Below are 12,785 nucleotides of genomic sequence, written 5' to 3' on the forward strand. Positions count from 1 at the left end.
CCATGTTCTATGGTGTCTATGACGTCGACAGGGCCCACAAGATAATGCTGCTGTTAACACTCTTTATATCAAGAATTAAGAACCAGAGGTAACGCCATGAATCAAAAGAATAATGCCTTGAGTCGATTGATTGCTGAACAGGGCATTGTCACCGCTCCCGGTGTTTATGATGGTATTTCGGCCCGGCTCGGTGAAGAAGCCGGTTTCTCAGCGCTATACGCCAGTGGTGGAGCCATTGCCCGCAGCACCGGTGTGCCTGATATTGGTCTGCTGACACTGACGGAAGTGGTCGAACGGGTTCGTCAGATCGTGGCCGCCACCTCTCTGCCAGTGATTGCTGATGCTGACACCGGTTTTGGCAACGAGGTAAATGTCAAACGCACCGTGGAGCTTTTTGCTAATGCGGGCGTCAGTGCTTTTCACCTGGAAGACCAGGAGTTTCCCAAGCGCTGCGGGCATTTGGACGGCAAGTCTCTGGTATCTGTTGACGAAATGTGTAAGAAAGTCTCGGTGGCCAGAAAGTATGCCGGTGACGTCACCGTGATTGCCCGTACCGATGCCATTGCCGTTACCGGTTTTGACGATGCTTTAGATCGTGCCGGGGCTTATGTCGAAGCAGGGGCGGATATGCTGTTTGTTGAGGCACCACAGACCATTGGGCAGATTGAAGCAATTGCCAAACAGGCCCCCGGTCCCAAGCTGATTAACATGTTCTACAGTGGTAAAACGCCACTGGTACCTACTGCAGACCTGAAAGCGATGGGCTATCAGCTGATTATTATTCCATCTGATCTGCAACGGGCTGCTGTGACCGCGATGCGGGAAGTACTGGAGGTGATCAGGCGTGACGGTAACAGTGGCGCTATCGCCGACGGCATGATGACCTTCCAGGAGCGTGAACAGCTGGTGAAAACCAGGGAGTTCCTGAACCCATAAACTGTCTGCTGCTGAGGCGTGATTAACCGATGCCCGGCAGTTTTATCGTCAATTTGAGGGAAGTCTTTTTTCAGGCAATAACAATAATGACCGGGTACCTGTCTGGTACCCTGATCATCAATAAGTGCACGAAATAAAAAAACGGAGAAGTATTATGTCGACGAACTCTGGGACAGAAAAAAAATTAAGCGGTGCCGGTTTGCGTGGTCAGTCAGCCGGTGAAACCGCGCTCTGTACCGTTGGCAAAACCGGTTCGGGCCTCACTTACCGTGGTTACGATATCAAAGAGCTGGCCGATAAGGCCCAGTTTGAAGAAGTCGCGTACCTTCTGCTTTATGGCAAACTGCCAAACCAGGCTGAACTGGACGCCTACAAAACCAGGCTGAAAGGCCTTCGCTATCTGCCCGATGCCCTGAAAACGGTACTCGAACAGATTCCCGCTGATGCTCACCCAATGGATGTAATGCGTACCGGTTGTTCAATGCTGGGTAACCTGGAAACCGAACAGGATTTCTCACAGCAGAACGATCATATTGACCGCATGCTGGCCATTTTCCCCGGCATGATCAACTACTGGTACAACTTCAGCCACAACGGTGTTCGGGTCGATGTTGATACCGATGCTGACTCTATCGCCGAGCAGTTTCTCTGGACTCTGCACAACAAAAAGCCAGAGCCACTCCATGTGCAGGTCATGCACGCTTCCCTGGTGCTTTATGCTGAGCATGAGTTCAATGCTTCAACCTTTACCGGTCGTGTTTGTGCTTCCACCCTTTCTGATATTCACAGCTGTGTGACCGGTGCCATCGGCTCACTGCGTGGCCCTCTCCACGGTGGCGCTAACGAAGCGGCTATGGCAATGATTGAGAACTGGCGCTCACCTGAGGAGGCCGAAGAGAAGATCATGGGCATGCTGGCACGCAAAGATAAGATTATGGGCTTTGGCCATGCAATTTATCGCGAGTCTGATCCCCGTAATGCCATCATCAAAGAGTGGTCCAGGAAGTTGTCTGAGCAGGCGGGCGATCAGTATCTGTATGCCGTTTCCGAGCGTGTTGAGGCGGTCATGTGGCGGGAGAAGAAGCTGTTCTGTAATGCTGACTTCTTCCACGCTTCTGCCTACAACTTTATGGGCATTCCTACCAAGTTGTTTACCCCGATCTTTGTTTGTTCACGGGTAGTCGGCTGGACTGCTCACGTTATGGAGCAGCGTGCTAACAACCGCATTATCCGACCATCTGCCGACTATACCGGACCGGAAAGCGCAGAATGGGTCGCTATTGAAGATCGCGATTAACCACAAAGACCACCAGAGAAAAACACATCTTTGTGTTCTTTGTGGCCTTCGTGGTTTATAACAATAAATTACTTGCCCGGTGGACGTTCGACGTATGAACACTGATTTTCGTAAACCCTTACCCGGCACCCAGCTGGACTATTATGACACCCGTGCAGCCGTGGAAGCGATTCAGCCGGGCACCTATAACACCTTACCCTATACCTCCAGAGTGCTGGCCGAGCAGCTGGTTCGCCGCTGTGATCCGGCTACTCTGACCGATTCCCTGAAGCAGATCATTGAGCGTAAGCGTGACCTGGACTTCCCCTGGTATCCGGCCCGTGTTGTCTGTCATGACATTCTTGGCCAGACCGCCCTGGTGGATCTTGCCGGATTGCGAGATGCTATCGCCGGGCAGGGCGGTGATCCTGCCAGGGTTAACCCGGTTGTGCCAACCCAGTTGATTGTTGACCACTCGCTGGCCGTTGAATACGGCGGCTTTGATCCGGATGCATTTGCAAAGAACCGGGCTATTGAAGATCGTCGCAATGAAGACCGTTTCCACTTTATCGAGTGGAGCAAAACTGCCTTTGAGAATGTTGATGTGATTCCCGCGGGTAATGGCATCATGCATCAGATCAACCTGGAGAAAATGTCTCCGGTTATCCAGGCCCGTGATGGTGTCGCCTATCCGGATACCTGTGTCGGTACCGACAGCCATACGCCCCATGTCGATGCCCTTGGCGTTATCGCTATTGGTGTTGGTGGCCTGGAAGCGGAAACGGTGATGCTGGGCCGTCCTTCCATGATGCGACTTCCTGATATTGTCGGTGTTGAGTTGACAGGGCAGCGTCAGCCTGGGATTACGGCCACCGACATCGTGTTGGCCCTGACTGAATTTCTCAGAAATGAGCGTGTGGTTTCATCTTACCTGGAGTTCTTTGGCGAAGGGGCTGCCAATCTTACCATTGGTGATCGTGCCACCATTGCCAATATGACCCCGGAGTTTGGTGCTTCCGCCGGGATGTTCTACATCGATGAACAGACCATTGATTATCTTAAGTTGACCGGCCGTGAGCCTGAACAGGTGGCCCTGGTGGAAAATTACGCCAAAACCACCGGACTGTGGGCTGATGATCTGAAAACCGCTGACTATGAGCGGGTGCTGACCTTTGATCTCTCTGCGGTTTGCCGGAATATGGCAGGGCCATCCAACCCACACCGTCGTTTGCCGACCTCTGAGCTGGCAAGCCGTGGCGTTGCAGGGCCTTATAAAAAAGAAGATGAACAAGAAGGTTTAATGCCTGATGGTGCCATCATCATTGCGGCTATCACCAGCTGTACCAATACCAGTAATCCTCGTAACGTGGTTGCCGCCGGTCTGGTGGCCCGAAAAGCTAACGAGCTGGGGCTGGTGCGGAAACCCTGGGTGAAATCATCTTTCGCACCAGGTTCCAAAGTTGCCAGGCTTTATCTTGAGGAAGCAGGTCTTCTTTCTGAAATGGAAAAACTGGGCTTTGGCATTGTCGCCTATGCCTGTACCACCTGTAATGGTATGAGTGGGGCACTGGATCCGGAAATTCAGCAGGAAGTCATAGATCGGGATCTTTATGCAACAGCCGTTCTCTCTGGCAACCGTAACTTTGATGGACGGATTCATCCCTACGCCAAACAGGCCTTCCTTGCCTCGCCACCGCTGGTGGTGGCTTATGCTATTGCCGGTACGGTGCGCTTTGATATTGAAAAGGATGCATTGGGTACTGATCAGGATGGTAATCCCATCACGTTGAAAGACATCTGGCCCAGCGATGAAGAGATTGACGCAATTGTTGCTGAATCCGTAAAACCAGAGCAGTTTAACCAGGTTTATATTCCCATGTTTGATCTGGGCAAGGCGGAGCAGGCCGAAAGTCCCCTCTACGACTGGCGCTCCATGAGTACCTACATCCGCCGTCCTCCCTATTGGGAGGGCGCTCTGGCTGGTGAGCGCACCCTGAAAGGCATGCGCCCTCTGGCGATTCTGGGTGATAACATCACCACCGATCACCTGTCGCCTTCCAATGCGATCCTGGCCAGCAGTGCGGCAGGTGAATATCTGGCGAAAATGGGGCTGCCGGAAGAAGATTTTAACTCCTACGCCACACACCGTGGTGACCATCTGACGGCGCAACGGGCGACCTTTGCCAACCCAAAGCTGCTCAATGAGATGTGTCTGGATGCTAATGGTGCAGTCAGGCAGGGTTCTCTGGCCAGAATTGAGCCCGAAGGCAAAGAAACACGGATGTGGGAAGCCATCGAGACCTATATGGAGCGTCGCCAGCCGCTGATTATTGTAGCCGGTGCGGACTATGGTCAGGGGTCATCCCGTGACTGGGCTGCCAAAGGAGTTCGGCTTGCCGGTGTGGAGGCCATTGTGGCAGAAGGGTTTGAGCGTATTCACCGGACCAACCTGGTGGGTATGGGTGTGCTGCCTCTGGAATTCAAGGCTGGTACAACCCGTAAGACGTTAGGACTTGATGGCAGCGAAACCTACGATGTTATCGGTGAGCGGACGCCGGGAGCCACACTGAGCCTGTTGATTCACCGTGCCAACGGAGAAACTGTTGAGGTCCCGGTAACCTGTCGCCTGGATACCGCTGAAGAAGTATCCGTATACGATGCCGGTGGTGTTCTGCAGCGTTTTGCCAGGGACTTCCTGGAATCCGAAGCCGCTGCCTGAGAGCTCTCACGCTGGCCCCTGATCAGGGCCAGCATAACAATCCTATACAGAAGGAGCTGTTCCCCATGGCTCATCCTCCACAAATCAAGGTTCCTGCGACTTATATGCGAGGCGGAACCAGCAAGGGTGTTTTTTTCAATCTCACCGATCTTCCACCAGCTGCACAGGTTCCGGGTAAGGCCCGTGATGCGCTACTTCTTCGAGTGATTGGCAGTCCGGACCCCTACGGTAAGCAGATTGATGGTATGGGGGGGGGCACGTCCAGTACCAGCAAAACGGTGATCCTGTCGAAAAGCAGTCAGCCTGATCATGATGTCGATTATCTCTTTGGTCAGGTAGCCATTGATCAACCTGTCGTGGACTGGAGTGGTAACTGCGGCAATCTGACTGCGGCTGTCGGGGCCTTTGCCATCAGCAACGGTCTGGTTGATAAGCAACGGATACCCGACAATGGCATCGCAACGGTACGGATCTGGCAGGCCAATATCAAAAAAACCATTATTGCCCATGTGCCAATGACCAATGGTGCCGTACAGGAAACGGGGGATTTTGTCCTGGACGGTGTGACTTTCCCGGCGGCCGAGGTTCAGGTTGAGTTTCTCGATCCTGCCGATGGTGAAGGTGCCATGTTCCCGACCGGCCATCTGGTGGATGATCTTGAAGTACCCGGCGTTGGGACTTTAAAGGCAACCCTGATCAATGCCGGCATTCCCACCATTTTTATCAATGCTGCTGACATTGGTTACCAGGGAACTGAACTACAGGAAGTGATCAACGGCGATGAGCAGGCACTGGCCATGTTTGAGAATATTCGGGCTTATGGCGCACTGCAGATGGGGTTGATCAGCAGCCTGGAAGAAGCCGCAACCCGACAGCATACGCCGAAAGTCGCTTTTGTTGCTGAACCGAAAAGTTACCTCTCATCCAGCGGCAAGAAGGTCTCTGAAGAAGAGATCGACCTGCTGGTCAGGGCCCTATCCATGGGTAAACTTCATCATGCCATGATGGGCACCGCTGCCGTGGCTATTGGTACGGCGGCTGCCATTCCGGGCACCCTGGTTAACCTGGCTGCCGGCGGTGGTGAACGAAACCCGGTCCGCTTTGGTCACCCCTCGGGTACCTTGAAAGTGGGGGCAGAAGCAGTGCTGAATAATGGGCAATGGTCCGTGACCAAGGCCATTATGAGCCGCAGTGCCAGGGTTTTGATGGAGGGTTGGGTTTGCTTGCCCGTTGAATGAAACTGCGGGGAAATCAGTTCCAGGAGGCTGACCGAGAAAGTTAACATTGATCCGGGACGATCCTCCAGAAAGAAAAAAAACTTTGTATTCTGACACCATCGCCACCGCGGTCACTTTCGATCTGTATTCTGCGGCTGCATTGGCTAAAGCAAAATGCATGAATCCTGTTTTCTGATGGCAACCGGGCCTTTTCCTGCCAGATCCCGTCTGCGTTCACCCCCAGCAAAATCAGGTGGTCGGTTTCGGTTTCAAGGGGTGGGACAACGGCAAGCAGGCAACTCTCATTGTTAAAACACCCATCCCTGATGGAAAATTCGATACGTTGACTGATCCACTCGCCGGAGGGTCGGCGTTGGTGGATATCGGTATGGCCTGACGGTTCATTACAGACAATGGTGTCACCGTCAGGACTGACTCTGGTCAGAGATCCAGCCGAAAATGTTTGGGATTTGCCCCAGATTCCGGACGCCGCCTTGCGCCAGACTGATATTCTACGCCCGTTTATGATGATAAATTCGTCCGGGTGCTCAGAAAAATAAACAGTGCCTTTACCGCAATGGGGCTGCTCCTGAGCAGCGGGAAGCCATTGATCCTCACTGTTTAATTCCCAGATTTCAACACCGTCATCGGTGGTGATAATCAGAAGCCGACCATCGGGACCAAAAGCAGGTTCCAGGGGATAATACGTCGCCGGAGGCTCACAGGTTTTGACAATTCTCTGCTTTTCACTCCATTTTCCATTCGGACCAAGGGCCGCGATAACGACAAAGAAATTATCTCGATGAGTGTCAACGCCAGCATTATCAAACCATGTGACAAAATGCTTATTATCCGGGCTGAATAGTACCTCGAGTTCAAACTTATCACCAGACTCAGTACCAGCACCGGTTATGAAGTTCATGTGAATATCAGTGTCTGAAACAATGATTTTACCTGTTTCTGACCAGACCCCATCGGCTGACTTGCCCATCAGCGTGATGAATGAACCATCCCAAAGCGCGACATGACGGCTGTCATCACTGAACAACAAATTACGAATACGGGTTGTAATGCTGCCTTTATTAACCCACTGACCTTCCGCTTCCCGACCCAGAATGGCAACTTCACGCCGCTTGTACTTACAGACCAGTGCGCTGGCATCCGGTGACAGATAGAAGTCATTCATAGCATACAGATAAGCGTCATTGTTCAATCTTGTCCTGATTTGAGGAAACACCTCACCGATGGTCAATTGCTGTTGCTCAACCCAGGAATCATCGTGACATTCATAAACGGACAATAAGTGGCCTTTGACGATGTGTTTGTAGTGCGATGGTTCTCCTACCAGGCTCCTCGACACCTTTTGTGGGATAAATAAAATATGGTTAGAACGCTGCTGATGAAAATAGCAAATTTCATTGCATGTGATTTCAGCCGACCTGCACCAGTGACCATGACGATCCGGAGTCAGAATATCAATGCCCCCCTTCACCTTGGTTGCGACAATCATGCACAGCTTAAGATCATGATAATGCCAGCTATAGCTGTCCATATTCAGGCTCCCAGCGGGTTTCAGGGTAAGTGCCGTTGCATCAATAATCTGCTGGCGCGCATGCCGGGCGTAACAGGCATAAAAGGCCGGGCTCAGCTGCACAGGGAAGTGGCGCCTGGAAAATATCGATAACGTCCTGAGGTACTGAAGGAGTTGCCGGTCAGAATGAATGATTGTCTGACACGAATTCTGTTTGTCTTGCGACAAGGAGAGGAAGTAGCGGACTTCTTCCAGTCCGCAGGTCACCAATCGGCTGGCCACTGCCTTGCATGTTTGGGCGAACGCGCTTATATCTTCAATTGATAAATAGCTGGTGATGTTATCGAACGGTAACGTCGGTAAGGTAACCCACCAGCGATGGAAATAAACAGGATCCCGGGCTATTTCAGGCCTGATTTCGTTACCCACTGCCTGAGTAACAGCCGTGTCGGTATTTAACGGTTTGGCAAGCGGCAAACAATTCCCCCCATATCCGGGCAAGAGGCTGTATTTACACTGGTGCATATTGCCCGTTTAGAAGCCTGGTCCGCAAGAGATGATAAATGTCAGATCATGAAAGATTGAACTCACAAAGAGGTCAGGGCTCCCAATGCCAGTAGCTTGACAATCAATGCGTTCAGCGTAACCAATGGATTGACGCCAAAAGTAACGCCAAGGTTTGGCTGATTATCCCGTGTAACAAAACCAATGCCGGGAATCAGCTCACGGGGCTCCAGAGTACTGAAATCTACGATATTAGTAGCTTCAGAACAGTCCGGGTAGGTAGATTCTGGAATAATATTTTGTTTGATGTGGTTAACGAATCTGGCGTCATGACCACACCAGTAGATAACCTCTCTAACCGCCTGTGACAGCAGCTCATCTTCTTCCATTGCCTGAACCACACGCTCTTCTGTGAATCGGGGAAATGCCTTGTGAAACAGCGTCGTCAGAATTTCCTGTATTTTACGCTCATGATTCAGCGTGGACTCCCTATTGTCACAGTTAAACTGTTTTTGAAAGCAGAGAGCATATTGCAATATCAGTCCCTGGGCATTTTTTGCCAGTTCTGAAAATGCCACCCTGGCTCGATCCTCTGATTTTTCAAAATCAAGAAATTCCTGATATCTTTTGGAGAAAAAATAATCCTCACCCAGCTCAATCATACTTTTCGTATCACCGGAATCCCGCATGCCTACGGGCCCCACATTGGGATATTCTGAAGCTTTCTTCCACTGAAGCATCCGCCCCTCGCTTGGGGCACCTACATAAGATGAGAGGATATGGTGTTTTCGTTTAGTTACTGAATCATGGTCAGCTGCAATGACCGCTGGAGCATATAATCCGCAACTGAATAAAAAACCGCAATCATGGGCATACTTATGAAATCCCTGGCAAATCTGATCCGCCTTTGTTACTGGGTCAAGGTCGTAGGGATATAAATGATAAGGCGCATCTTTTGTTGATTTCAAATGAAGGCAATAACTTGTCTTGCCATCAATATAGCGGCACTTTTCCTCTAGTTTGGCCTTTTTGGCTGGAGGTGTAAATGTTGCCAAATCAATGTTCGCATTATCCCAACGATAACTGCCGACAACCCGGGGAATTGAGCTTTTCAAGCCGTAGTGACTGGCTATATCTGCCATAAGGCGGATTTTATTACCCTCCGTTGCCAGTTCTTCCGGCTTCTCCTTATCACTGATAAATTTCATGTAATCCCAGCCACCGTCCGTGCGATGAATTGCCAGCGTACGTCCGTAAACTTCGATAGATTCGGATGATAATGATGCTAACGGGGGAGGCGCTGTCCACTGTTGCGGATTAACCGGTATTTGCCAATCATGATCAAACTGATTTTCCGGTGGCTGATAATCTTTATCCAGTGATAGCAGCAACTGCCAAATGTTAGGACTTTCCATATTATTGAGTGGGTAAACTGGCTGACGAAATAAGGTTTCCCGTTGTTTCGCACAATCAGGATTAGTCAGCCAGTTATTCAGCACATGGATTCGATGGCCGGAAGGTGCAAGGCGTAGAAATGATTCAATGATATCAAAATGTAATGTTGTGACGAGTTTGGTATAGTATACAAGTTGATTATGAGAGGCTGAAGATGTTGTTGAATCCTTACTATGTGGGTCCGACCACAAATCCGGACGATAACTTTTTTGCCTGGCTGTAAATGTTGCCTCTTTCTTGCGGTATTCCGACTCCATTCGAACCAAAGACAGGCCATCTATCAACAGCCAGTCCATGAATTTCATGAAATCATCGGGACGGGCAAGGCCATTGCAGCATTTAGCCCTGCGGATCAGGATATTCCATGTCTCACTGTACTTGGCATCTTCCTGTAAGAGGCCCAAACTGTCTGCCGAAAGAGTATCATCCGTTACCGTAAAAATTTTTGCCGCCCACAGGCTTACATCTCCCAGAACCAATTCTTTTTCACAATTCGGGCCTGACCATTTTTTTGATTCCTGACTTTCCTTCTGGTAAATGGTCGCTTGCTTCATGACAAGATGGATAAACGACAGTGCTTTCTTATCTGGAAACAGGCTCCTCTGGTGCAAATGATGCCCATATTCATTGGGCAAAGTCCATAGAAAGGGAGCTATCCGGTTGACTGTATTGGTAAATAATCGTTCATTGGTCAATCCAGCCTCTTTGGCCATAAAGAAAGGAGAATTTTTAAGATTAACGGATACTTCTTTAAACGCCTGTCTGGTGACAGTAATGCCCATTTTATTCAATAATTCGGTGGATTGATGCAGTCCGCCTAATAGAGCTGTCATTGCAATCAGTTGCTGTTCATCCTGACAAAATGAGCGAATAAGAGTGCGGGCTTCACTCTGTGATTGTTGTGCAATGGCTTCAAGAACAAATACCATTATCACGCTGTTTTTGTATCTGTGAACCCCGGCAAGATTAGCAATTCGGTGATGCTCGTAGCTTTGCTTAACCAAGTCTTTAATCATGTTGCTGGCATTAGATTGACTACGAAGGTAATTAAAGAAAACCTTTAACCTGCTTTGTGAAGCGGCGGGTATTGATTGTGCAATCGCTTCCTGAAATAGCCCATCACTAATACGTCTGGATGTTAAAATCGTCTGGGTAAGAGCGTCAAAGCGAGGATCAGCATCAGCAAAAATAGCCTTGACGAATAACAGGTCCGGGCAATATGGGGTGCAGTTATCTATCAGCGTTGTCATTGTATCAAAAGGCAGGTAAGCGATAGATTCAGGATCATGATCAAACCAGTCAGAGCTTTGTTTGATGGGAAACCCTTGTTCAATAATATAGGTTAGTACTTTCAGATTGTTTGTTGTGGTCCCCGCCCAAATAGCGATATCCCTTGCTATTATTTGAATTCCATCCGCTATTGTTTTTCTTGATGGTGCACCATTTTTAGAATTGTATTCCCCCCCAACCAGGCGGTGAGGATCAATGTATTGCTCAATCTCTCTTTTCAGTTTGTTGACTTTATCCATTAAACTGACATTGACCTGTAATTCATCAAATTGTTGAACAAGTTTCTCTAGTTCTTCTTTCACGCATTGCTTTTCAACCTCTCCTGAAGTGAGCATTGCCAGTAACTTCGTTTGCTTAAACTGGACCTGGCCGTAGCTGAAAGCCTCTTTCTGATGGCCTTCGGCACTTTTTTTACTTATTTCACTGTCGATGGGTTTCGCACTGCAAGGTCTGGAATGACTCACTTTGCAGTCATTTAACGTAAACAAACTGTTAGAACAGGGTGAGTCAGTTCCAAATGTTCCGGTATTGTCAGGTGCAAAATTACCAGCATGGAAGAGTACCTCTTTGTCTTCTGCTGGTCGTACGGTCAGGTATTTATAATTGCCTGTCTCTTTGCCATAGCTGCGTTCGGATGTTGAGTCTGATCCAGTAACTGTGTCGTTTTTAAAGCCTGTCACATCCATCTGTTCGTCCCCTCATCAAAGATGCTTTTTGACAATGAGACGGGAAAAAAAATTCAACTCTCCGGGCTGCCGGGAGAAAATAAATAGTTTGCTGACAAATTGAAGGGCAGTCCTCAGGGTCTGTTGAATTATAAATTATGGTTATTTCAGCCTTCTTGTCAGATTGGCCTGATCCATGATCCGTGTTGCAATCTCTTCGACGGAAAATTCAGTGGTGTCGATATAGCTGATCTGCTCCTGGTTATAGATCTGTTCAACCATCTGTATTTCATATTGACACTGCCTGACCGATGAGTATCGGCTGTTTGGACGGCGCTCATTTCTGATACCTGAGAGCCGGGCCGGATTGATGGTCAAACCAAAAAGACGTTCTTTGTGCGGGCGAAGAAAATCAGGCAGCTTGATGCCCTTATCAAAATCATCCTCGGTAATTGGGTAATTGGCGGCATAGATACCAAACTGTAAGCCAAGATAGATGCAGGTGGGTGTTTTGCCCGAACGGGAGGCACCCAGCACGATAATATCGGCCTTTTCATAGTGCCGGATGCGGGCACCATCATCATTATCAAGGGCAAACTGCACCGCTTCGATGCGACGGTGGTAGCTGGCACTGCTGGTTGTGGAACGCTTCTTGCCGACGGTATACAACGGGTGCGAACCTAACTCCATCTCCAGGCCGGGAAGGAAGGTAGCAAAGAGGTCAATAATATAAGCCCCGCTGGTATGCAGCAGTTTGCTGACCTCTTCATTCAACACCGTCATAAAGAGGATAGGTTGCATCATTTCATGCTGATGAGTCTCTTTAATCAGGGTCAGTGCCCGAACGGCTTTTTCGGGGGTATCAATATAGGGCAGTGTGTGGTGACGGAATGTAGGCCCCGAGAACTGGGCAAGCAGACTTTGGCCAAAGGATTCAGCGGTAATGCCAGTACCATCAGAGATAAAAAATACCGATCGTTCCATTTTATCGACTCCAGAAGCATAAATTCAGGGGTTAATAGCTTGAGATTACCTGTTTCTGGTACAGATAGATCAAAATGATGTGATCCAAAGTAAAAAACTCTTCCAATCAATAACATTTTCTAACAAACTATACCGAAATCTTCCCGGTGAGGTAACCGGTGTCGTCTTATTGGCAGTACTATGACAGCTTTATTTATGGACTGATAGC

General features: G+C 49.4%; 7 protein-coding genes. 4 read left to right on the top strand and 3 right to left on the bottom strand.

The genetic code is table 11. The annotated features are described in order from the left end of the window. Positions 1 to 96 precede the first annotated feature (96 nt). The 4 genes from J7439_RS09840 (at position 97) to prpF (ending at position 6,169) form a co-directional block, all read left to right on the top strand. Positions 97 to 936, top strand: coding sequence for an isocitrate lyase/PEP mutase family protein (locus J7439_RS09840; RefSeq protein ID WP_209201651.1), 840 nt, complete (start codon positions 97 to 99; stop codon positions 934 to 936). A gap of 154 nt (positions 937 to 1,090) precedes the next feature. Then, positions 1,091 to 2,233 (top strand): bifunctional 2-methylcitrate synthase/citrate synthase, encoded by a 1,143-nt coding sequence (gene prpC, locus J7439_RS09845; RefSeq protein ID WP_209201652.1) that lies wholly within the window; start codon positions 1,091 to 1,093, stop codon positions 2,231 to 2,233. A gap of 94 nt (positions 2,234 to 2,327) precedes the next feature. Next, entirely contained in the window at positions 2,328 to 4,931 is a 2,604-nt protein-coding gene (gene acnD, locus J7439_RS09850; protein WP_209201653.1) for a Fe/S-dependent 2-methylisocitrate dehydratase AcnD, read from the top strand. 65 nt (positions 4,932 to 4,996) lie between these two features. Next, a complete protein-coding gene (prpF, locus tag J7439_RS09855; protein ID WP_209201654.1) occupies positions 4,997 to 6,169 on the top strand; it encodes a 2-methylaconitate cis-trans isomerase PrpF in 1,173 nt (390 codons plus the stop codon). A 40-nt stretch (positions 6,170 to 6,209) separates the two neighbouring features. On the opposite strand, the gene J7439_RS09860 is transcribed toward prpF, so the two are convergent. From J7439_RS09860 to ppsR, 3 genes are all read right to left on the bottom strand, one after another. Beyond that, positions 6,210 to 8,156, bottom strand: coding sequence for a WD40 repeat domain-containing protein (locus J7439_RS09860; protein WP_209201655.1), 1,947 nt, complete (start codon positions 8,154 to 8,156; stop codon positions 6,210 to 6,212). Between the two features lie 110 nt (positions 8,157 to 8,266). After that, positions 8,267 to 11,614, bottom strand: coding sequence for a hypothetical protein (locus J7439_RS09865; RefSeq protein WP_209201656.1), 3,348 nt, complete (start codon positions 11,612 to 11,614; stop codon positions 8,267 to 8,269). Between the two features lie 141 nt (positions 11,615 to 11,755). Further along, the gene (gene ppsR / locus J7439_RS09870; RefSeq protein WP_209201657.1) at positions 11,756 to 12,577 is read right to left on the bottom strand and encodes a posphoenolpyruvate synthetase regulatory kinase/phosphorylase PpsR; all 822 of its coding nucleotides are present in this window, start codon (positions 12,575 to 12,577) and stop codon (positions 11,756 to 11,758) included. Positions 12,578 to 12,785: the final 208 nt, after the last annotated feature.

The organism is Salinisphaera sp. G21_0, assembly GCF_017744115.1.
GTDB lineage: Bacteria > Pseudomonadota > Gammaproteobacteria > Pseudomonadales > Endozoicomonadaceae > Endozoicomonas.

Excerpts from the sequence above, each read along its gene's own strand:
- J7439_RS09840 (WP_209201651.1), top strand. The coding sequence starts at position 97 with ATGAATCAAAAGAATAATGCCTTGAGTCGATTGATTGCTGAACAGGGC.
- prpC (WP_209201652.1), top strand. The coding sequence starts at position 1,091 with ATGTCGACGAACTCTGGGACAGAAAAAAAATTAAGCGGTGCCGGTTTG.
- J7439_RS09865 (WP_209201656.1), bottom strand. The coding sequence starts at position 11,614 with ATGGATGTGACAGGCTTTAAAAACGACACAGTTACTGGATCAGACTCA.
- ppsR (WP_209201657.1), bottom strand. The coding sequence starts at position 12,577 with ATGGAACGATCGGTATTTTTTATCTCTGATGGTACTGGCATTACCGCT.
- acnD (WP_209201653.1), top strand. The coding sequence starts at position 2,328 with ATGAACACTGATTTTCGTAAACCCTTACCCGGCACCCAGCTGGACTAT.
- prpF (WP_209201654.1), top strand. The coding sequence starts at position 4,997 with ATGGCTCATCCTCCACAAATCAAGGTTCCTGCGACTTATATGCGAGGC.